This window comes from Bacillus sp. PPSBB_11 (assembly GCF_038023285.1).
In the GTDB taxonomy this organism is placed as follows: Bacteria; Bacillota; Bacilli; order Bacillales; family Bacillaceae; genus Bacillus; species Bacillus altitudinis.
Map to the genome: position 1 here is coordinate 2,878,763 of NZ_CP150633.1, position 22,670 is coordinate 2,901,432.

Below are 22,670 nucleotides of genomic sequence, written 5' to 3' on the forward strand. Positions count from 1 at the left end.
TCCGATACAATATCGAACTCATGCCTCGAAAGCTATCTCATAAAAAACCGCGTCTAAATTTAGGGGGTCACTTCAAATCAGGCTGCTTTTTTTTATCGAGATGAAAAGAGTCCGCTCTCTTCATCATATCGAATCGGTGATGTTTTAAACTCTGCTTTTGTTAACTCTGTTTGCATGGGTTCACAGATGGGAAGGCTGAACACCCTTGAAGCGCGAATATCAAGATCAAGGGCGGGATGTGAAAAGGAAGACAGTTTACTCACAAGTGGTACATCCAACTCTTTTTTTACAAGAGACAAGTACTGTTGTCCTTTCCTTGTCATTCCAAGTAAACGAATATAGGGCGCTTTTTTCTCTTCAAGCAGCGCGTGCATCGTCTTTTTCTTCACGTTCATTAATAGATGCGTATTCATCCGCTGTAACCTTGTCCACGTATATCGTTTTGTTTTGACAAGTGATAGATACTCTTCGTAGGAAGACGCATGTGTCATGGCTTTTTGCATGCGGTGTTCAATGCCTTCTTCAATTTCATAGATGCCCTCTAGTTCACTCGTATCCATTGTATGAAAAACATGTTTCAGAAAGCGAAAATAGGCTTCTTGCGTATGTAAAAGACCATATGAAGAATGATAGTCGTGTAATTGCTTTAAAGTAGCGTCCGGGAGGTAGGGCGTGACTGCTTGAAATGAGCTCTGTTCTTTTAAAGCTTTTCGGATACTTGTGGCGCTTGCGATTTTTTGGTTGTCAGGTAGTTCTTCATCATGATAATCAGATGCAATTCTTTGAGACGTAAAAGGCTGCATGTGAGGAGCTCTCTCTAAGATGGCTTTAACATAATGAAAGCCTAAAATGTTATTTGGTTTGGACAAATCCAGTAAGTGTTCAGAATGAATGGCCTCTTGAAACGCACCTGCTGCTGCTGCGGGATAACTAAGACCTTCTTTCACCTTTTCTTTTGTTAAAAGGTCAATCTCTGCCTTTTTTTCATGCCAAGCGTGTGCTGTGCGCTCAAATGCTTTGATCTCTCCATCCTCACTGCCGAAAAAAAGAGAATGGCATTTTAATGCATCGAGGATGGACACAGCGCCATTGGCGAAGGTTTCTGCCTTTTGTACGGCATATATGTATGGAAGCTCACACACAATGTCTACACCGTTTTGCAGTGCCATTTTTGTACGTGCCCATTTTGAAACGATGGCAGGCTCCCCGCGCTGGAGGAAAGAACCGCTCATGACGGCAATGGCAACATCTGAGGAGGTTTGTTTTTTCGCCTGGTTCACATGATAGGCATGCCCATAATGAAATGGATTGTACTCGACAACGACTCCCACTGCTTTCAATAGATGTTCCGCCTTTCTTGCTATGGTTAAATGGTCTGTGCTACAGTAGCATAAGGGAAAAATGAAGACCATTTTTTTCAGTGTAGGCATTCCGAGAACTGATGTCAAACAGCCCTTTGACGTCATGAAGGACTGTAAAGAAAAAATATTGACAAATAGCATGATGAAAGCTATAATCATGTTTGTTGCTCTTAGAGGTGATACAATTGAAATGGACAGTTTATCAGTTACATCAAAAAGCTAAAAACAGCTTCGATTTTCATGAGACGGTTGACTTAAATGAACTTACTAGCCTTCATTCAGATATACGTCGTATTTCACCAGTAGAGGTGAAAGGGACTGGAGTGATCGAATCAAAGCAAGTCGCATTTGATTTAACCATCACAGGTGAAATGACATTGCCTTGTTCAAGAACGCTTGTTGATGTAAATTATCCATTTGCGATTTCAACAAAAGAACTATTTGTACTTCATAAGACAGACGATATAGAAGATGAAGACGTATCTGTTGTAGAAGACGATATCATCGACTTAACGCCTATAGTCAAGGAAGAAATTCTTCTTGAAGTGCCCATGCAAATCTTTTGCGACCAAGCTGATGTAAAAGGTGCTGCACCACAGGAAGGGAATGACTGGGCGGTCATTTCGGAAGATGCACATCAAAACCGAATTGATCCTCGTCTGGAAGGCTTGAAGAAGCTCTTAGAAGAAAATAATGAATCTTAACTCTTTAAGGAGGTGGGAATAATGGCTGTACCTTTTAGAAGAACTTCTAAAATGAAAAAAAGATTGCGTCGTACGCATTTCAAACTACAAGTACCTGGTATGGTAGCTTGCCCAGAATGCGGTGAAATGAAAATTTCTCATCGTGTCTGCAAATCTTGCGGAACATACAAAGGCAAAGACGTAAAAAGCAACTAATGCTTGATAAAAAAACGTGAGGGAATCTTCCCTTGCGTTTTTTTATTGATCTATTTTTTAGGTTTCTCTCCTGCAAATAGTCTATCTACTCTAGTAAGCGCATATGATGTGGTATTCAGATTCAGGGGGGATGATGAGTTGACGATTACACGGCAGGACGCATGGACACAAGATGAAGATTTACTTTTAGCAGAAGTTGTCTTAAGGCATATCCGAGATGGCGGTACCCAGCTTTCAGCATTTGAAGAGGTTGGAAAAGCATTGTCAAGAACAGCAGCAGCATGTGGATTCAGGTGGAATTCTTACGTCAGAAAGCAGTACCAGGCAGGCATTGAGCTTGCCAAAAAACAGCGAAAAGAACTGCGTAAAAAAATTGGTATCCATTCTTCGGGTTTACCGCAGCATGCGTTCACCATAGAGGAGAAGGCATCTTCTGATCAGACTGAACTGACGCTTCGAGAAGTAATTCGGTTTCTAGAGCAGCTTGAGAAAGAACCATCTGGTCCAGCTTATTTACGGGAGGAGCTTAAAGATGCACAGCATCAATTAAAATCACTCGCCGAAGAAAATGAACAGCTGAAGCGTCAATTAAAAATGACAGAAGAAGATTACCGGGCACTTATTGGTATTGTTGAAAGAGTCAAACAGAATATCAGCTTAAAAGATTACGCAAAATAAGAAAACGCCCCTCACAGATGGAAAGAGGGGCGTTTTCTTATTGATTAAAATGATTAAGCGGACTCACCTGTGTTCTTTTGAATATGTGCAGGCTCCCAAATGAGTGGGTTTTCTCCTTTATCGCGTTCCATATCATATTTCACCGCTTCAAAGCCCATTTTATCCCAAAAACTGGCAGATTTGACGCGTGGATTCGTTCGAATTGGAAGGCCGAAAGATTTTGCGAAATCAACAAGCGCTTCGCCGTATCCTTTACGCTGATATCCTGGCAGCACTTCTAGCTTCCACAGCTCTAGATAATCATGATTATGGTCAAAATACGTCGTCGTCGAGCCATCTACTTGATAGAGGCTCATACGTGCCACAAGCTTATCTCCAAAGTAAATCCCATAAAATGGAGAGTTGCTGTCATTTTCAATCATATTACTTTCTAGGTCTTCAAGCATGGAAAGTTCTTGTATGCCATATTCCTTAAATTGTTTAAATTCCTCTAATGTTTTGTAGTTAATCAGAAGACGTTTTACTTGTGTCATGTGATCTTCCCCCTTACACACATAATGTCGACAGTGATGTCATTGAAGGCGTTTTCATCCCATCCGCCTAAAAAAGTTTTTACACTTATTATTATAGTTTTTTAATTAAAAAAATTCAATCATAGCGCGTTATCTGCTTTTTGCATCGTAGCACGAAACTGGTAAAATAGTTGATAACATGAAGTAAACAGAAAAAGGGAAGTGCGGCAATTGAAAATTGGAATCATTGGCGGTGGTGCGATTGGTCTGCTTTGTGCCAGTTATTTATCAGAGCATCATGACATCACCCTCTTTACAAGAAGAAAACAGCAGGCAGAAGAAATTCGAGCATTAGGCATTGAACGAATGGTAAGAGGGGAAACCATTCAATCAGCTGTTGGGGCCGATACGGGAGTCAAAGGAATATTTGATTTGCTGATTGTGACAGTGAAGTATCATCACCTGCAAGATGTTCTAAGTGAATTATCAGGACTGCCTCGTCAGCGGATCTTATTTTTGCAGAACGGAATGGCCCACTTATTCGATTTAAAGAACTGGAAAGCGGCACATCAGTTATATATTGGTGTAGTAGAGCATGGCGCAATAAAGGTGTCTGATCGCGCAGTAAATCATACAGGAATTGGTGTCATCAAGTGGGGAGCATTTCTGCATGAGGAAAAAGGACCTATGAGTAATGGATTGTCATCGGACGATTTTCAAATGATTTATACAGATGAATGGAAAAAGATACTGGAGGAAAAACTGCTCGTCAATGTGTGTATTAATCCGTTGACGGCTTTATTACATGTGAATAATGGGGAATTGGTATCGAACCCGTCATATGAACATATGATGACATGTGCATTTGAAGAAGCGGTTTCCATTCTAGGGTTGCTTGAGAAAGATCGTCTATGGGCTCATGTGAAATCAATTTGCCATCAAACGGCTGCCAATCAATCGTCGATGCTGCAAGATATCGTCAAAGGCCGCCAAACTGAAAGAAAAGCAATCATTGGCTACCTTTTAAAAAAAGCTCAAGGTCAAGGGATGACGCCGCCATTCCTCACTTTCTTGAATAGAAGCTTGGAAGTATTGGAAAAAAAGCAAACAAAATCTTTTGAGTGAGCTCATTTACATGCTATACTTTTTCGGGAAACTAACTATTTATTGAAGAAAGGAAGTTCTAAACATGCAATTGACTGAACTTTCCATCCGAAGTCAGAATTTATTCATACGTGATTATATAGAAGAAAAAAAAGAGATGACTGCTTTTTTTGATTATGATATACATTCTGAGCACACATGGAAAAAGAGATACGACGATCTCATGGAAAGGAGCTTCCCGCGCGAGGCTTTAGCGGATTATATGAGCGCATATCATGCAAAATTTGATTCGGCTGCGATGCGTGAGAATATTGAGAAGATCCGTGATGAACGGAGCGTCATGGTGGTTGGAGGACAGCAGGCAGGCTTACTGGCAGGTCCGCTTTATACCATACATAAAATCATTTCCATTATTCAGTTTGCCAAAGAAAAAGAATCAGAGCTTGGCGTTCCTGTTATTCCGGTCTTTTGGGTAGCGGGTGAAGATCACGACGTAGACGAAATTAACTTTGTGTACACGTCTGGCGAAAAAGGCCCAGTCAAACAAAAGCTTCCATTACATCATGTGAAAAAAACAGCTGCGAAAAGAACACCTCTCCACCAAGAGAAAACAGAGAGATGGCTTCGTGATGTATTTTCAACCTATGAGGAATCTGCTTACACCAATGACTTGTTTGATCAGCTTCTTCGATGTTTACGCAAATCAGAAACGTTTACTGATTTCTTTGAGTGGATTGTTTGTGATCTATTTGAAGAAGATGGACTGCTGTTATTGAATTCAGGAGACTTCGGCGTGAAGCCACTTGAACGTACGTTATTCAAGCAAATTGTGGAGTCGAGTGATGCGATCGTGGCTCGCTTAAATAACACGCAGGCTGCCATGAAACAAGCGGGGTATCAGCCGATTATTGAAGCTGGTGACCATCAAGCCAACTTGTTTTACGAATATGATGATGAACGTTTCCTCATTGAAAAAGAGAATGGCCAATTTTCTATATCTGAAGTGGGGCTTACTTGGACAAAAGATGAGCTTTTGCAGGAAGTCGAGGAGCACCCAGAGCGGTTTAGCAATAATGTGGTGACACGTCCATTGATGCAGGAAACCCTTCTTCCAACGCTTGCTTTTATGGCTGGACACGGTGAAGTGAACTATTGGGGTGAGCTGAAAGGCATCTTCGAGTACTTCGATGTCAAAATGGCACCCGTTCTTCCAAGACTGCACGTCACCATTCTTGAAAGGCACATTGATAAGAAGCTGCCGATAAGAGAATTGTCGGTTGAAGAAGTGCTGACAAAAGGCGTGAAAGAAAAGAAGGATGCGCACTTTCAGCAAAGTCTTCCAGACAGCTTTGTTCAATCGGTTCAACATGCCAAACGTGAATTAGCGAATGTTCACGAGGCAATGAGACAAGAAGCGCTAGAGATCGAACCAAGCTTTGAACAGCTATTAGATAAAAATGCCAAATTTATAGAAGACCAGCTTCAATTTGTTTATCAAAAGGTTGCAAAGCGTGTGGAAGAGAAGGAAGGATACATCCTTCGAGATTTTGAACGGATTGAAAATAGTTTAAAACCACTCGAAGCACCACAAGAAAGAATTTGGAATATCATGTACTTTTTAAACAAATATGGTCCAGAATTCTTCAAAACGTTCAAAAATCTGCCATTTTCATTTCAAAACAAGCAACAAATTGTCAAACTTTGAAATAAAGTTTTAATGAACCCTGACTAGTTCAGGGTTTTTTTTTATGTAGAAACAGTGTAAAATAAGTTTTGTGGAGAGAAGTGGTGGATAGTGGAGAGTATGGGTGAGAAAGTGGGGCTCTGATATCATGTTCATGGGTGAATACCAACATACGATTGATACAAAAGGGCGCATGATCATCCCTGCTAAATTTAGAGACGGTCTCGGAGAACAGTTTGTGCTGACGAGAGGGCTTGATCAATGTTTATTTGGCTACCCTATGAGTGAGTGGAAACTAATTGAAGAGAAACTCAAAGCACTGCCGCTAACGAAAAAAGATGCACGTGCGTTTACCCGGTTCTTCTTCTCCGGCGCAGTTGAATGTGATCTGGACAAGCAGGGGCGCATTAACATCGCATCCAATCTACTCCAATATGCAAAACTCGAAAAAGAATGTGTGGTCATCGGCGTTTCAAATCGAATTGAGTTGTGGAGTAAGTCGATCTGGGAACAATATACAGAAGAGCAAGAAGATTCTTTTGCTGAAATTGCTGAAAACATGATTGGATTTGATATATAATAATCCCTTGTGCAGCAAGCTTTCTACACATTCATTTCTATTTGAAAAAGGTGGGACCATATCATCATGTTTCAACATGAGACAGTATTATTAAAAGAAACAGTTGACGGTTTAAACGTCAAAGAAGACGGTACATATGTGGACTGCACGCTAGGCGGCGCAGGTCATAGCTCATATTTACTATCTCAATTATCAGAAAAAGGTACATTGATTGGGTTTGACCAAGACGATGCTGCACTGGATCATGCACGAGAGAAGCTCGCACATGTTAAAGCGAACATTCTTTTCATAAAAAGCAACTTCCGATATTTAAAAGAACGTCTGAATGAACAAGGAATTACAAGCGTAGACGGTGTGATTTTTGATCTTGGGGTTTCATCACCTCAGCTTGACACACCAGAGAGAGGCTTTAGTTATCACCATGATGCACCTCTTGACATGCGAATGGATCAAACCGCTGCTTTGTCGGCAAAACAAGTGGTGAATGAATGGCCATTTGAAGATCTAGTTCGGATTTTCTACAAATATGGGGAAGAAAAATTCAGCAAGCAAATCGCACGCAAAATTGAAGAAGCTAGAAAAAAAGCGCCAATTGAAACAACAGGTGAGCTTGTCGACATTATTAAAGAAGGAATTCCCGCACCTGCAAGACGAAAAGGCGGACATCCAGCGAAAAGAGTGTTTCAAGCGATCCGAATTGCCGTAAATGACGAATTGAAAGTATTTGAAGAAGCACTAGAACAAGCAATAGAGTTACTCAATCCGAAGGGGAGAATTTCTGTCATTACATTCCATTCACTTGAAGATCGGATTTGTAAAAGTACATTTAAAGAAATGTCTTCTCTTCCAGAACTTCCGCACGGACTACCAGTGATTCCAGAAGGACTTGAACCAAAACTGAAGCTGATCACGAGAAAACCAATCGTTGCATCAGAACAAGAGCTGGAATATAACAACCGTGCCCGTTCAGCGAAGCTCCGAATTGCAGAAAAAAAGTAAACGACACCATAGATGATGATAAAAAGGAGGTTTCTTATGAGTAATTTGGCTTACCAAAGAGAAGTAAAGCAACATCAAACCGAGCAGCAAGGTCAATCGGTTGTTATTAGAAGAAGAGGTTCTATTACACTTGGTGAAAAAATCTTACTTGTCATGTTTGTCATGGCTCTCATGTGCAGCTCGATCCTCATCATTTCGAAAGCCTTTGCTGTTTATCACGCAAATATCGAAGTGCAGAAACTAGAACAGCAAGTGTCTTTAGAATCGAAAAAGATCACTGAACTGCAAAAGGAAAAAGACTTACTAAGTGAACCAGAGAGAATCATTGAAGCCGCTAAAAAAGCGGGCTTAAGCATATCGAAAGATGTTAAGAAGGTCGATTAACATGGCGATGCCTAAAAAGAATAAAATGATGAACAGAGGCGCGGCAATTGCGAGTATTTGCTTCGCCCTGTTTTTCTTTATCATCCTTGCACGTTTTATTTATATTCAGATTACGGGAACCGTCGATGGACAAGTGTTAGCTGCAAAAGCCAATGAACAATATCAATCGAAAAAAACACTTGAAGCCAAAAGAGGGTCCATTTTAGACAGAAATGGCAATGTGATTGCGGAAGATACATCTGTGTATAAGCTAATTGCAATCATGAGCAAGAAAATGACGGTCGATCCAAAGCATCCGATGCATGTCGTTGACAAAGAAAAGACAGCAAAAGAGCTGTCAAAAGTCATTGATATGAGTGAGAGTGAAATTTTAAAGCGTCTGAATACAAAGGATGCGTTCCAAGTTGAGTTTGGTAAAGCCGGAAAGGATATTAGTTTTTCAACAAAGGAAAAAATTGAAAAGCTAAAACTTCCTGGGATCGCCTTTGAAAAAGACACAAAGAGGTATTATCCAAACGGCATGTTTGCTTCGAACTTAATCGGTTACGCTAGATTAGATGAAGCAACGAAGGACATGTCAGGCGCAATGGGTCTAGAAAAGGCTCTGAATAAATATTTAAAAGAAAAAGATGGCTATGTAACATATAACAGCGACAGAAGCGGATGGGCACTTCCGAATAGTAAAGAAGACATCGTTGCCCCGAAAGACGGGAAAAACGTCACGCTGACCATCGACCAAAAAATTCAGGCATTTCTTGAAGAAAGTATGACGCAGGTCGCTAAAAAATATAAGCCGAAGAAAATCATTGCGACAGTCGTTGATCCGAAAACTGGAAGAGTTCTTGCAATGGGACAGCGGCCAAGCTTTAATTTAAATGAACTCGACATTACGAATTATAACAACGATGTCATTTCTTACGCATTTGAACCAGGTTCAACGATGAAAATTTTTACACTCGCTGCTGCTATCCAAGAAGGAGTGTACCAAGGCAGTGACAAGTATCAGTCTGGTACTTATAAAGTAGGCGGCGGTCTTGTAAGAGACCATAACAACGGAAATGGCTGGGGGAAAATTGATTTTCATGAAGGTGTTCTTCGTTCTTCAAACGTAGCTTTTGCGAAACTGGCAAAAGAAAAGTTAGGTTTCACACGCTACGAACAATACTTGCAAAAATTCCATTTCTATGACAAAACAGGCATAGACTTGCCGAACGAAGCGTCTAGTAAAATCAATTTCAGATACGAATATGACAAAGCATCGACTGCTTATGGTCAGGCGTCCGCGATTACCCCAATTCAGCAAATTGAAGCGGCGACAGCCATTGCAAACGGTGGAACGATGATGAAGCCATATGTAATCGATCATATTACAGACCCGAACACAAACAAAACAATTTTACAGCACGAACCAACAGTAGCTGGAAAACCAATTTCTTCTGATACAGCGAAGCAAGTCCGTGACATTTTAGGTGAGGTCGTTTCCTCAAAAATTGGCACAGGACAGCCATATCAAATCAAAGGTTTTGATGTCGCTGGGAAAACAGGTACAGGACAAATTGGCGGTGCTGGCGGCTACCTTCAAGGGAGAAACGATTACGTCTTTTCATTTATGGGAATGGCACCAAAAGATGATCCGAAGCTGCTCGTTTATGTGGCTGTCCAACAGCCTCAGCTATCTGAAACACAAACAGGCTCTGCCCCTGTTTCAGAAATCTTTAACCCTGTGATGAAAAATAGTTTGCTCTATTTAAATATCGCACCAACAAAAACAGATGATAAAAAATCTGGCAAACAGAAAATAAAACAAGAAACAATGCCGTCATTCCTAGATTTAGAAGTGAAACAGGCAGAAACAGAAGCAAAAAACAAAAAGTTATCACCTGTTGTCATTGGTGACGGTCTATCCATTAAACGCCAATGGCCAAATGCGGGCTCTGAATTCTCTGAAAGCCAGAAAGTCTTTTTGAAAACAGCAGGGAAAACCATTAAAATGCCTGATATGACAGGCTGGTCCAGAAGGGAAGTTCTTCAATATGCGTCTATTTCAGGTGTGCATATTGAAACAAATGGACAAGGATATGCTGTCAAACAAAGCGTGAAAAGTGGAGCGGAGATTTCAGATAAAGTCGTCACAGTGACCTTCAAAAGTCCAAATTAACTTGAAAACCTAGCAAATCATTTGCTAGGTTTTTTTCTTTTGCTTGAGCGATGGACGAGATCGTTCTATAAAAAGACGAGCCTGCATATGATGAAAACAAGCCATATGTAAGGAGTGAACCGGGCGTGCGAGTGTCAAGTGTAACAGTGAGAAAACGATTGCTTTTCGTGCTGCTGTTTGGGGTGATCATTTTTTTCATCATAGATACTAGATTAGGATATGTGCAGTTTATTATGGGCGAGAAGCTGACAAGTTTAGCGAAAGATTCATGGAGCCGTAACCTTCCATTTGAACCAGAACGAGGAGATATTTTGGATCGAAATGGGGTGGAGCTGGCGACGAACAAAAGTGCTCCCTCTATTTTAGTCGTGCCGCGGCAGGTGAAAGACCCTGCAGAAACAAGCAAAAAATTAGCAGCAGTGCTGAATATGTCTGAGGAGAAAGCGTACAAGCATGTCACCAAGAAAACGTCTATAGAGCGGATTTCCCCAGAGGGGAGAAAAGTATCTCATGAAAAAGCAAAAGAAGTCAGAGAGCTTGATTTAGATGGAGTCTATGTAGCAGAGGACAGCATTAGACATTACCCGTTTGGAAGTTTCTTATCTCATGTATTAGGTTTTGCTGGAATTGATAATCAAGGCTTACTTGGGCTAGAAGCGTACTATGATGATGACCTAAAAGGTGAAAAAGGCTCTGTGAAATTTTATTCTGATGCAAAAGGGCAAAAGATGCCAGATGAAGCAGATGATTATACACCGCCTAAAGATGGGCTTGATATGAAATTAACCGTTGATTCAAAAGTACAAACCATCATCGAACGAGAGCTAGACAATGCTCAGGCAAAATATAACCCAGATGGTATGATTGCCATTGCCATGAATCCGAAAAATGGTGAGGTTCTGGGAATGTCGAGCAGACCTGACTTTGATCCGGCTGACTATCAATCAGTTGATTCAAAAGTATTTAACCGAAACTTACCGGTGTGGAGCACATATGAGCCAGGATCGACGTTTAAAATCATTACACTGGCAGCTGCCCTGGAAGAAAATAAAGTAAATTTAAAACGTGATCATTTTTTTGACAGCGGATCTGTGACAGTGGATGGCGCAAGACTCAGGTGCTGGAAAAAGGGAGGACATGGATCACAGTCGTTTCTAGAAGTGGTACAAAACTCTTGTAACCCAGGATTTGTCGAGCTAGGCGACCGTCTTGGAAAAGATAAACTATTTTCTTATATTAAAAATTTCGGCTTTGGTCAAAAGACAGGAATCGACCTTCAAGGAGAAGGTAGAGGAATTTTGTTCCCGCTTGATCGTGTTGGTCCTGTAGAACAGGCAACAACAGCCTTTGGTCAAGGTGTATCTGTTACGCCGATTCAACAAGTAGCTGCAGTGGCAGCCGCAGTAAATGGAGGAACGCTTTACACGCCGTATATTGCAAAAGAATGGATCGATCCAATTACAAAAGAGGTAGTGAAAAAGCAATCACCAATTGCCAAGAAGAAAGTCATTTCAGCGGAGACGTCTAAAGAAATCAGGTATGCCCTTGAAAGCGTAGTCGCTCAAGGAACTGGTCGGAATGCATTCGTTGAAGGATATCGGGTGGGCGGAAAAACAGGAACAGCACAGAAAGTAAAAGACGGAAAGTACATGGAAAATAACCACATTGTGTCATTTATCGGGTTTGCACCTGCGGATGATCCAAGCATTGTTGTATATGTAGCAGTAGATAACCCAAAAGGCACGATTCAATTTGGTGGGACAGTAGCAGCACCTATTGTGGGCCATATTATGCGAGACAGTCTGCCTGAAATGGGCGTGAAAAAAAGAAAAGGACAAATTGAAAAGAAGTACCAATGGCTGGACACAAAAACCATTGAGGTACCGAATCTTGTAGGAGGATCTGTTTCTGACCTTGAATCACTCCTGATTAATCTAAAGATTGATGCTTCAGGAACTGGCAGTAAAGTGGTGAAGCAATCGCCTGCTGCCGGCACAAAGGTCAAAGAAGGTTCCACGATCCGATTATACTTAAATGATGAATAATAAAGAATGAACAGAGGGTAGCCGCACTCATTCGGCTGCCTCTTTTTGTTGAAAGAGAAGGGTCGCTTTAAAAAAAGAGCATAAAGTGTGCTTTTTCCAAGAGAAACTTAAGGAATACGCTGGATGTATCCTTTTTTTTACGATAAAATATAGACTGTGTGTTTTTTTCACAAGACATGCACGTGAACGAATTTGAGAGGTTTGATATGAAATGAAATTACAAGAACTCCTTACATACTTTAAAAGTGAAAACAATGAACTGATAAACGAAAATCCGGAGATTACTTCCATTGAAATGGATTCAAGAGAAGTGAAAAAAGGGAGTCTTTTTGTCTGTATAAAAGGCTATACAGTAGATGGACATGATTACGCTGAAAAAGCAGTGAAAAGCGGGGCTGCAGCGATTGTAGCAGAACACCGACTTCACATAACAGATGTACCAGTCATTATTGTAAAACACTCTCAAAGAGCACTTGCAAGAATAGCAGATGCTTTTTACGAACAGCCAACTCATCAACTCAATCTAATTGGTATTACAGGAACGAACGGGAAAACGTCCACAACACACATGATTGAGCAAATCATGAGAAAAGCCGATAAAAAAACAGGTTTAATCGGTACGATGTATATGAAGGTAAACGATGAAATTCTCGAAGTGAAAAACACAACACCTGAGAGTGTCACCCTTCAGAAGACCTTTAAGCAGATGCTTGATCAAGATGTAGATACGGCCATTATGGAAGTATCATCACATGCTTTGCATCTTGGGCGTGTTCATGGATGTGATTATGATATTGCCGTCTTTACAAATCTTACCCAAGATCACTTGGACTACCACAACACAATGGAAGAATATAAACATGCAAAAAGCTTGCTCTTTTCCCAGCTCGGAAGTGCCTTTCAGCATGATAAGCCGAAGCATGCCATTTTAAATGCAGATGATGAAGCGTCTAGTGATTTTGAAAAAGTCACAGCTGCTGAAATTATGACGTATGGCTTAGAGCAAGAAGCAGATGTAATGGCAAAGAACATTCAAATAAAACCAAAGGGAACACAATTTGATTTGATCACCCCAATCGGCACAAAAAATGTGACGGTTGCCCTTATTGGGAAATTCAATGTGTATAACATTTTAGCAGCTGTATCAGTAGGAATTGTATCAGGCTTAACGTTTGAAACGATCGTTAGTGCCATTGAAGAACTTGAGGGAGTCAAAGGAAGATTCGAACTTGTGAATTTTGATCAAGACTTCCCAGTCATCGTTGATTATGCGCACACACCTGACAGTTTAGAAAATGTACTGACTACGTGCAGAGAATTAACAGAAGGTAGAATTTTCTGTGTAGTTGGCTGCGGGGGCGACCGTGATAAAACCAAGCGCCCTCAGATGGCCCAAATCGCTGTGAAATATGCAGATGAGCCTGTTTTTACATCAGATAATCCAAGAAGTGAAGATCCATCAGCCATTTTGAAAGACATGGAAAATGGCGTGCCAAACGCCTATTATCACAGCTTTGTGAACCGGAAACAGGCCATCTTTTTTGCCATTGCTAATGCAAAAAAGGGCGATACAGTCTTAATAGCTGGAAAAGGCCATGAGACGTACCAAATCATTGGTGATCAAGTCTATGACTTTGATGATGCCAAGGTGGCAGCGGACGCTATTTTAGATCTAAACAAATCTTAAAAATGATGAAAAGAGTGTAATGAAATGAAGCATTTTGTACAAAAACAACATACGAAAGACACGAATGAATATCATAATAATGAATGCTATTTTCTAATGGAAAACGGCTTTGGAAATTCGGAAGGAGTAAAGAACAATGCTTGAACAGGTGATATTGTTTACAATCATAATGGGATTTTTAATCAGTGTTCTTTTATCCCCGATTTTTATTCCGTTTTTAAGAAGGCTTAAATTTGGTCAAAGTATTAGAGAAGAAGGACCTCAGTCTCACCAAAAGAAATCTGGTACCCCAACAATGGGTGGAATTATGATTATCTTTTCTATTACAATTACAACGATCGTGATGATTAACAAATTCTCTGAGATTAGTCCAGAAATGTTTTTATTGTTATTTGTCACCCTTGGCTACGGATTATTAGGATTTTTAGATGATTATATTAAAGTAGCGATGAAGCGAAATCTTGGCTTAACATCGAAACAAAAACTGATCGGGCAAATTGTGATTGCTGTGATTTTCTATGCAGTCTTCCATTATTATGAGTTTGTAACGACTATTCGCATTCCAGGAACAGATGTCAGCTTTGACTTAGGATGGGCATACTTTATCCTCGTCGTTTTCATGCTTGTCGGTGGTTCTAATGCGGTAAACCTTACAGATGGACTTGATGGTTTATTATCTGGAACAGCTGCTATTGCATTCGGAGCTTTTGCTATATTGGCTTGGAATCAATCTCAGTATGATGTGGCGATCTTTTCGGTAGCAGTAGCAGGCGCTGTCCTTGGGTTCCTTGTCTTTAATGCGCATCCTGCAAAAGTATTTATGGGTGATACGGGATCGCTTGCTTTAGGCGGTGCCATAGTGGCCATTGCCATTTTAACGAAACTTGAGATTTTACTCGTCATTATTGGAGGAGTATTTGTTGTTGAAACGTTATCCGTTATCCTTCAAGTCATCTCCTTTAAAACAACTGGAAAAAGAATCTTTAAGATGAGCCCGCTTCACCACCACTATGAGTTAGTTGGCTGGTCTGAGTGGAGAGTAGTTGTCACCTTCTGGACAGCTGGTTTATTGCTTGCTGTTTTAGGAATTTACATCGAGGTGTGGTTATAATTGAATAGGATGCAAATGTTAAAAGACGAACATGTACTAGTACTAGGCCTTGCAAAAAGCGGATATGCGGCAGCCTCAATTCTTCACGAGCACGGAATAAACGTGACGGTCAATGACCAAAAAGCTTTTGAAGAAAACGAGCCTGCTCAGTTACTTTCTGAAAAGGGGATTGATGTCATTTGTGGCAGTCATCCTCTTCGTGTGTTCGACGATAAAGAAATTACGATTTTAATTAAGAACCCTGGAATTCCTTATGAGAATGTGATGGTCCAAGAGGCGCTTCGCCGAAAAATTCCAGTTTGGACTGAAATAGAATTGGCGTATCATTTGACCTCATCTCCTTTTATTGGGATTACCGGATCAAATGGAAAAACGACCACGACTACTTTGATTTATGAAATGTTGAAAAAAGACAGCCAAAAAACATTGGTAGCAGGTAATATCGGAACGGTCGCAAGTGAAGTTGCCGCGCGTGCAGCGGGCGATGAATGGATCGTAACTGAGCTCTCTTCATTTCAGTTAATGGGAACCGTTGAATTCAGACCTAAAATCAGCTTAATATTAAATATTTTTGACGCACATTTAGACTATCATCACACGCGTGAAGAATACGAAAAAGCAAAACAGAAAGTGTATGCACATCAACTGGAAGATGACATAGCTGTGGTTAACCTAGATGATCCATCTGTTGTCAAACTAGCAGAAGATTCGAAAGCGCAAAAAGTGTTTTTCTCTGTTAAAGAGCCGGTAGCACATGGAGCGTTTATTAAAGATGGTGCCATCTACTATATGAATGAACATGTCATTGACCTAAAGGATGTTGTTCTTCCTGGTGAGCATAACCAAGAAAATATTCTAGCAGCTATTTGTGTTGTAAAAAATGCAGGCTGCTCAAACGAAGCGATTGCACAAGTTCTTACTACATTTAGTGGAGTGAAGCATCGTTTGCAATTTGTGGAGACGATTCAAAATAGAAAATTTTATAATGACAGTAAAGCGACCAATATACTGGCAACAAGTAAAGCTTTGTCTGCCTTCAAGCAGCCGACCATTTTACTAGCAGGTGGACTGGATCGTGGCAATGAATTTGATGAATTAAAACCTTTTATGAAGAATGTAAAAGGAATGATTACATTTGGTGAGACTGCGCCTAAGTTTGTGAAGCTTGGTGAAGAGCTGGGAATACATCACGTAAAACATGTCGATAATGTTGAACAAGCAGTACCTGCGGCGTTTAGCATATCTGAAGAAGAAGACGTGATTTTATTGTCTCCAGCTTGTGCAAGCTGGGATCAGCATAAAACATTTGAAGAACGTGGAGACATGTTTGTAAACGCCGTGCATATGCTTAAATAAGGGCTTGTCTCTCATATGACTGACAGCCCAAATGAAATTATGCTTGGGGTGTCGGTCTCTTGACGAATAAGAAAACTTCTCCGGATTTTTTGCTTGTTGTCATTACGTTACTTTTATTGACGATTGGTTTAATTATGGTGTACAGCGCAAGTGCTGTGTGGGCATCGTATAAATTTGATGATTCGTTTTATTTTGCAAAAAGACAGCTTTTGTTTGCCGGAATCGGAGTTATCGCAATGTTTTTCATTATGCGGGTCGATTATTGGACGTGGCGGACTTGGTCAAAGATACTGATTGCAGTGTGTTTTCTCCTCCTCGTGCTTGTCTTGATTCCTGGTATCGGTATGGAGAGAAATGGTTCAAGAAGCTGGATTGGTGTCGGTGCGTTTAGTATTCAGCCCTCTGAATTTATGAAGCTTGCGATGATTGCGTTTCTTGCAAAATTCTTATCTGAAAAGCAAAAGAATATCACATCCTTTCGTAAAGGTTTCGCCCCAGCACTAGGCATTGTGTTTTCTGCATTTGCCATCATTATGCTGCAGCCGGACCTAGGTACAGGAACGGTTATGGTTGGAACTTGTATTATTATGATATTTGTTTCAGGTGCGAGAATCGCTCACTTTATCTTTCTCGGTCTTTTAGGGCTTAGCGGATTTGCCGCACTTGTCTTATCAGCACCCTATCGAATAAAACGAATTACATCTTATTTAAATCCTTGGGAGGATCCACTTGGCAGCGGGTTTCAAATTATTCAATCCTTATACGCTGTCGGTCCAGGCGGTCTGTTTGGAATGGGGCTAGGTCAGAGTAGACAAAAATTCTTCTATTTGCCTGAGCCTCAAACAGACTTTATCTTTGCTATATTGTCTGAAGAACTTGGATTTATAGGTGGATCACTCATTTTGCTGCTCTTTAGTGTTCTATTGTGGAGAGGCATTAGAATAGCCCTCGGGGCACCAGATTTATATGGAAGTTTCTTGGCAGTGGGTATCATCTCAATGGTTGCCATTCAAGTAATGATTAATATCGCAGTTGTCACTGGTCTCATCCCTGTGACGGGCATCACACTCCCATTCTTAAGTTATGGCGGTTCATCACTGACATTAATGCTGATGGCAATTGGCGTACTTTTGAATGTAAGCAGGTATGCTAGATATTAATGTGCTGATAGTTCATGAAACCATATAGACTTTTATTTTGCAAAAGTATGAAAAAATGATTTGAAGAGTGAAAATGGCAGTTTCTGTTTCGAAAACATGATGATTGACTCTTCTTTACAGGTTTTGACGGAGCCCTGTTGTTTAAAACAGGGTTTATACTTTGTTCAGAGCAGAAAAAAATTGAGGGGAAATGGTATAATGCGTATAGTTATTAGTGGAGGCGGAACAGGCGGGCATATTTATCCTGCTCTAGCTTTTATTAAAGAAGTGAAAAGACTGCATCCTGATGTGGAATTTTTATATATTGGCACTGAGAATGGGCTTGAAAAGAAAATTGTAGAAAGAGAAAATATCCCTTTTAAATCAATTGAAATTTCAGGTTTTAAAAGAAAGCTTTCCTTTGATAATGTAAAAACAGTGATGAGGTTTCTAAAGGGCGTCCAAAAAAGTAAATCTTATTTAAAAGAATTTAAGCCGGATGCTGTTATTGGAACAGGTGGTTATGTGTGTGGTCCAGTTGTTTATGCTGCGTCTAAGCTAAAAATCCCAACGATCATTCACGAACAAAATAGCCTGCCAGGCATCACAAATAAGTTTCTGGCACGGTATGTGAATAAAGTAGCCATCTGTTTTGAAGAAGCAAAGGAACACTTTCCTTCAGAAAAGGTTGTTTTTACGGGAAACCCAAGAGCCTCTGAAGTCGTCTCTATTAAAAAGGGAAAATCTCTTCAAGAGTTTGGGCTGGATGAGAAGAAAAAAACAGTTCTCATTTTTGGCGGGAGCAGAGGTGCAGCTCCAATCAATCGAGCAGTGATTGACATGCAAGATGAATTAAAGGCAAAGAACTATCAGCTTTTATATATTACAGGTGAGGTTCATTATGAAAAAGTGCTGAACGAATTAAAAGAAAAAGGTGAAGCACCGAATATGATCACAAAGCCTTTCTTGCATCAAATGCCGGAGTATTTAAAATCAATTGATGTCATTGTTGCAAGAGCGGGAGCCACAACGATTGCTGAAGTGACGGCACTTGGAATTCCGACCATCTTCATTCCAAGTCCATACGTGACCGCAAATCATCAGGAAATTAACGCAAGATCACTTGAAAAACATGATGCTGCGATCGTTTTAAGAGAATCAGAGCTTTCTGGAGATCGCTTGCTTCATGCAATTGATGAAATTGCTGGTAATGACGAGAAACTACATCAAATGAGCCGTTTAACAAAAGAACTCGGAGTACCAGATGCGGCCACACGTTTATATAATGTGTTAAAAGAAATTACGACTTCATGATGAATGATATGAGGTAAGGCGGAGGGTAATATGGAGAACTTGAAGAATGAATTATTAGAAGCGCAAGTTGGTAAAGTACTTGAAAATGAACCGCTTGCAAATCATACGACAATGAAAATAGGCGGACCGGCCGATCTATTAGTCATCCCTAAAGATGTCGATGCTGTCAAAACAATTATGGATCAGGTGAAAAAACATGATACTCAATGGACGGTCATTGGGAGAGGGTCCAATTTACTTGTTCTTGATAAAGGAATTCGTGGGGTCGTTTTAAAGCTGGGCGCTGGGCTTGATCACTTAACTGTCAATGATGAAGAAATTACAGCTGGCGGAGGCTATTCAGTTGTAAGACTTGCTACGTCTCTTAGTAAGCAGGGGCTGTCAGGATTGGAATTCGCAGCTGGTATTCCAGGTTCTATTGGTGGCGCTGTTTATATGAACGCAGGGGCACATGGATCTGACATCAGCAAGATTCTTGTGAAAGCGAGAGTCTTATTTGAAGATGGAACGATCGAGTGGTTAACTAATGAGCAAATGAACTTTAGCTATCGAACTTCTGTGCTTCAAAAGGAACGCCCTGGAATTGTTCTCGAAGCAGTGTTCAAGCTTAAACAGGACGAACGTGAGAAAATCACAAAGAAAATGCAGCAAAATAAAGATTATCGTAAGGAAACACAACCGTATAATAAACCATGCGCCGGCAGTATTTTTCGAAATCCATTACCTGAATATGCAGGACAGCTTGTAGAAAAGGCGAATTTAAAAGGATATCAGATTGGCGGGGCTAGAATTTCTGATATGCACGGAAACTTTATTGTCAACGCTGGTGGGGCGAAGGCTCAAGATGTGCTCGACTTAATTCAGTACATTCAAAAGAAAATCAAAGATGACTACAATGTAGAGATGCATACAGAAGTAGAAATTATTGGTGAAGCAAATTAAAGGCTACTACTTATGAATGATGGTATCACAGGAAAACAAACGGCATTTTTTCATGCCGTTTGTTTTCTAATCAATATGAGATAAAGAATGATCCAAAGGTGCGGACAAGCAGCTTTGAATGAGGTGAAGAGTATATATGCGGCCTGATCATGAAAATGAAAAGATCGTCAATATAGAAGAGCGAATCCCTAAAATTAAAGAACAAAGGAAGCAGAAAGCGAATCGGAGATTAATCTCTTTTATTTTGCTGTTTTTTATCATGGTTTTAATTATTGTCTATTTGCAAACACCAATCAGTAAAATTTCTTCTTTAACCATTACCGGTAATGAACATGTACCAACAAAACAGCTCGTTAAACTTTCGCAAATTAAAGAAGGCGAGACAGAGTTTTGGAATTTAAATAAAGATATGACAGCAGACCATATAAAGCAAAATAAATTGATTAAAAGTGTCAATATCAAAAAACATTTCCCTAATAAAGTCAGTATTGCTGTCAAAGAGTATGCAAATATTGCGTATCTGCAAAAGGGACATTTTTATTATGAGCTTCTTGAAAACGGGACGGCTTTGCCAGATGAAGTAACACCAAGTCACGCAGGACCTATTTTTGTCGATTGGGACAATAAAGAGAAATTGAAGCAAACAGTGAAAGCTCTAAATCAACTGCCGGCTTCTATTCAGGAACTAATCTCAGAAGTATATTACGTACCGACTAGCTCCAATCAGTGGCTCGTTAAATTTTATATGAATGATGGAAACACCGTTATTGCATCAATTAAAACATTCGCAGATAAAATGACGACGTACCCTGCCATTGTCAAAGAGCTTTCGTCCTCTGAGAAAGGTACGATTCATATGGAAGTAGCTACGTATTTTGAAGCTTTTAAATCTAAGAAAAAGGAAGATGAACGTTGAGAGGCAAAACCGTCATATTCTCAATTGTAATGCTTGTTCTTGGATTTCTGATTTCTTTTTCATACCAATATACGAAGCAGCATCAAGCAGATGTCAATCGAACCGAACAATGGAAAAAAGAATATTCTTTGAAAAGTCAGCTAACAAAACAAGAAAAGGCGAATCAAAAACTTGAAAAAGAACTTTATCGTCTTCAATCAAAAGTCCAAGAAACAGAGTTTGGTTTGAAAAATGAAAAAGAGCAGTATTTCAATGTTTTGGAAGATGTTGAGAAATACAGAATGTTTACAGGAGAAATAGGTGTAAAAGGGAAAGGGGTAAAAGTATCTCTTGAAGATGCATCTTATATCCCGAGTGGACAAAATGTCAATAATTACATTGTGCATGAGAGCCACATTTTCCATGTGATAAACGAACTATTTATATCAGGGGCATCTGCTGTAGCTATAAACGGACAAAGAATCACACACCAATCATACATACATTGTAACGGTCCAGTCGTCACGGTTGATGGTGTTCAACATCCAGCACCATTTGTCATTTCTGCTATTGGAGATCCAGCTGTTTTAATTCCTGCATTAAACATTGCAGGCGGGGTGGTTGATCAGCTGACAAGTGATCATATTTCCATGACGATTGAAAAGAAGGATATTCGTATGAATCCTCTTCTAAGAAACAAAGATTAAATGTGAAAAGGTGAGTGGTGTTGAGGAAAAAGAAGCCATTACTTAGTTTGACAGTCCTGATGGTCATATTTGGCATCATGGTCTCCATCCAGTTTAACTCTCTACAAAAGCCTAAAGTTCGCGATACTCGAGACGTTTGGGAATTAAGAGAGGATTTATCTGCATCTAAAAGTAAAGAACTGGATTTATTGAAAGAAATTGATAAATATGATGAAATGCTAAAAAAGTATGGCAACCAAGAAGATCAATCAAAAGAAGCACAATTAACAAAAACGTTGAAGGATTTGAAAGAAAAGGCTGGTTTTACAGAGGTAACGGGTGAAGGAGTTGAAATAGAAATTACTCAGCTTTTTTCTAAGGAACTTACCGGAGAAGAAGTCAAAAATATACCACCTGATCTTCTAAAAAAATTAATCAACGAAGCCAATATGTTTGGGGCAAAACATATTTCCATTAATGAACACCGGGTGATTAACACCAGTGTTATTCGAGATATTAATGGTACGACGAAAATGGATGGTTACAGCATAGATGGTGATACAGTCACGATTAAGATGGTCAGCGAGCAGGCCGATAAGTTATACAGCCGTTTAAATGTATCAGATATTGGTGATTTGTTTGCTCAGGAAAATTTCAGTTTGAGTATTAGACCGCCGAAGAAAAAAATTCATTTAAAAGCATTTGACGGTACAATTCAATTAAATGAATTGAAGCCTCTTGACGATGTAAAGGAGGGAAAATCTTAATGTGGCTTCCTGTACTTGGTTTAATCATAGGAGTTGCGATCGGTTTCTTAACGAATTTTACGATACCGAATGAGTATTCTAACTATCTTTCCCTCGCCGTACTTGCTGCGCTTGATACATTGATTGGTGGAATCAGAGCACATCTGCAAGGGGCATACGATGAACTAGTGTTTGTATCAGGTTTCTTCTTTAATATTATACTCGCAATAAGTTTAGCTTTTCTGGGCGTCCATCTTGGTGTAGACTTGTATTTAGTCGGAATGTTTGCATTCGGTGTTAGATTGTTTCAAAATATCGCCGTTATTCGAAGAATTCTACTAACAAAATGGACAATTTCTAGAGAAAAAAAGAAAAAAAGTGAGTCATAAA

22 protein-coding genes are annotated in these 22,670 nt (G+C 39.9%); 20 read left to right on the forward strand and 2 right to left on the reverse strand.

What is annotated here, in order from left to right; all coding sequences use genetic code 11:
• Nucleotides 1–92: 92 nt before the first annotated feature.
• Entirely contained in the window at nt 93–1,520 is a 1,428-nt protein-coding gene (locus V7L95_RS14115) for a nucleotidyltransferase (protein ID WP_224559779.1), read from the reverse strand.
• A 26-nt stretch (nt 1,521–1,546) separates the two neighbouring features.
• Here V7L95_RS14115 and V7L95_RS14120 point away from each other — a divergent pair, with 26 nt between their 5' ends.
• The 3 genes from V7L95_RS14120 (at nt 1,547) to gerR (ending at nt 2,938) form a co-directional block, all read left to right on the forward strand.
• On the forward strand, nt 1,547–2,065 hold the full coding sequence (locus tag V7L95_RS14120; protein ID WP_008345010.1) for a DUF177 domain-containing protein: 519 nt from the start codon (nt 1,547–1,549) through the stop codon (nt 2,063–2,065).
• Nucleotides 2,066–2,086: 21 nt separating this feature from the next.
• Nucleotides 2,087–2,260, forward strand: coding sequence for a 50S ribosomal protein L32 (gene rpmF / locus V7L95_RS14125; protein ID WP_008354700.1), 174 nt, complete (start codon nt 2,087–2,089; stop codon nt 2,258–2,260).
• A gap of 138 nt (nt 2,261–2,398) precedes the next feature.
• The gene (gerR, locus tag V7L95_RS14130) at nt 2,399–2,938 is read left to right on the forward strand and encodes a sporulation-specific transcriptional regulator GerR (protein WP_008345007.1); all 540 of its coding nucleotides are present in this window, start codon (nt 2,399–2,401) and stop codon (nt 2,936–2,938) included.
• A 53-nt stretch (nt 2,939–2,991) separates the two neighbouring features.
• Here gerR and V7L95_RS14135 read toward each other — a convergent pair whose 3' ends face one another.
• A complete protein-coding gene (locus V7L95_RS14135) occupies nt 2,992–3,471 on the reverse strand; it encodes an N-acetyltransferase (RefSeq protein WP_008345006.1) in 480 nt (159 codons plus the stop codon).
• 210 nt (nt 3,472–3,681) lie between these two features.
• Here V7L95_RS14135 and V7L95_RS14140 point away from each other — a divergent pair, with 210 nt between their 5' ends.
• The 17 genes from V7L95_RS14140 (at nt 3,682) to V7L95_RS14220 (ending at nt 22,669) form a co-directional block, all read left to right on the forward strand.
• Nucleotides 3,682–4,575 (forward strand): 2-dehydropantoate 2-reductase, encoded by an 894-nt coding sequence (locus V7L95_RS14140; protein WP_017367189.1) that lies wholly within the window; start codon nt 3,682–3,684, stop codon nt 4,573–4,575.
• Between the two features lie 64 nt (nt 4,576–4,639).
• Entirely contained in the window at nt 4,640–6,259 is a 1,620-nt protein-coding gene (bshC, locus tag V7L95_RS14145) for a bacillithiol biosynthesis cysteine-adding enzyme BshC (protein ID WP_156060504.1), read from the forward strand.
• A gap of 127 nt (nt 6,260–6,386) precedes the next feature.
• Nucleotides 6,387–6,818 (forward strand): division/cell wall cluster transcriptional repressor MraZ, encoded by a 432-nt coding sequence (gene mraZ / locus V7L95_RS14150; protein ID WP_003211163.1) that lies wholly within the window; start codon nt 6,387–6,389, stop codon nt 6,816–6,818.
• A 66-nt stretch (nt 6,819–6,884) separates the two neighbouring features.
• Nucleotides 6,885–7,817: a 16S rRNA (cytosine(1402)-N(4))-methyltransferase RsmH gene (gene rsmH / locus V7L95_RS14155; protein ID WP_007499781.1), complete on the forward strand. Its 933-nt coding sequence runs from the start codon at nt 6,885–6,887 to the stop codon at nt 7,815–7,817.
• Between the two features lie 36 nt (nt 7,818–7,853).
• Nucleotides 7,854–8,201 carry a cell division protein FtsL gene (ftsL, locus tag V7L95_RS14160; RefSeq protein ID WP_008344998.1) on the forward strand — a complete coding sequence of 116 codons (348 nt, stop codon included), beginning with the start codon at nt 7,854–7,856 and terminating at the stop codon, nt 8,199–8,201.
• Nucleotides 8,202–8,208: 7 nt separating this feature from the next.
• Nucleotides 8,209–10,359, forward strand: a complete 2,151-nt coding sequence (locus tag V7L95_RS14165) for a penicillin-binding protein (protein WP_024720306.1) — start codon at nt 8,209–8,211, stop codon at nt 10,357–10,359.
• 125 nt (nt 10,360–10,484) lie between these two features.
• Nucleotides 10,485–12,404, forward strand: coding sequence for a stage V sporulation protein D (locus V7L95_RS14170; RefSeq protein WP_017359366.1), 1,920 nt, complete (start codon nt 10,485–10,487; stop codon nt 12,402–12,404).
• Between the two features lie 211 nt (nt 12,405–12,615).
• On the forward strand, nt 12,616–14,091 hold the full coding sequence (locus V7L95_RS14175) for a UDP-N-acetylmuramoyl-L-alanyl-D-glutamate--2,6-diaminopimelate ligase (protein WP_144625908.1): 1,476 nt from the start codon (nt 12,616–12,618) through the stop codon (nt 14,089–14,091).
• Nucleotides 14,092–14,227: 136 nt separating this feature from the next.
• A complete protein-coding gene (gene mraY, locus V7L95_RS14180) occupies nt 14,228–15,202 on the forward strand; it encodes a phospho-N-acetylmuramoyl-pentapeptide-transferase (RefSeq protein ID WP_340966928.1) in 975 nt (324 codons plus the stop codon).
• Complete coding sequence (murD, locus tag V7L95_RS14185; protein ID WP_048002853.1) at nt 15,203–16,558, forward strand: UDP-N-acetylmuramoyl-L-alanine--D-glutamate ligase; 1,356 nt, start codon at nt 15,203–15,205, stop codon at nt 16,556–16,558.
• Between the two features lie 59 nt (nt 16,559–16,617).
• Entirely contained in the window at nt 16,618–17,718 is a 1,101-nt protein-coding gene (gene spoVE / locus V7L95_RS14190) for a stage V sporulation protein E (RefSeq protein WP_007499768.1), read from the forward strand.
• A gap of 198 nt (nt 17,719–17,916) precedes the next feature.
• A complete protein-coding gene (gene murG, locus V7L95_RS14195; RefSeq protein ID WP_144625906.1) occupies nt 17,917–19,011 on the forward strand; it encodes an undecaprenyldiphospho-muramoylpentapeptide beta-N-acetylglucosaminyltransferase in 1,095 nt (364 codons plus the stop codon).
• A 30-nt stretch (nt 19,012–19,041) separates the two neighbouring features.
• Complete coding sequence (gene murB, locus V7L95_RS14200) at nt 19,042–19,953, forward strand: UDP-N-acetylmuramate dehydrogenase (protein ID WP_144625904.1); 912 nt, start codon at nt 19,042–19,044, stop codon at nt 19,951–19,953.
• A gap of 136 nt (nt 19,954–20,089) precedes the next feature.
• Nucleotides 20,090–20,869, forward strand: coding sequence for a cell division protein FtsQ/DivIB (locus tag V7L95_RS14205; RefSeq protein ID WP_046527246.1), 780 nt, complete (start codon nt 20,090–20,092; stop codon nt 20,867–20,869).
• Nucleotides 20,866–21,555: a DUF881 domain-containing protein gene (locus tag V7L95_RS14210; protein WP_035392136.1), complete on the forward strand. Its 690-nt coding sequence runs from the start codon at nt 20,866–20,868 to the stop codon at nt 21,553–21,555. The genes V7L95_RS14205 and V7L95_RS14210 overlap by 4 nt, the downstream gene beginning before the upstream one ends.
• Before the next feature lie 20 nt (nt 21,556–21,575).
• On the forward strand, nt 21,576–22,301 hold the full coding sequence (locus V7L95_RS14215) for a DUF881 domain-containing protein (RefSeq protein ID WP_007499758.1): 726 nt from the start codon (nt 21,576–21,578) through the stop codon (nt 22,299–22,301).
• Nucleotides 22,301–22,669, forward strand: coding sequence for a small basic family protein (locus tag V7L95_RS14220; RefSeq protein WP_003210988.1), 369 nt, complete (start codon nt 22,301–22,303; stop codon nt 22,667–22,669). The genes V7L95_RS14215 and V7L95_RS14220 overlap by 1 nt, the downstream gene beginning before the upstream one ends.
• Nucleotide 22,670: the final 1 nt, after the last annotated feature.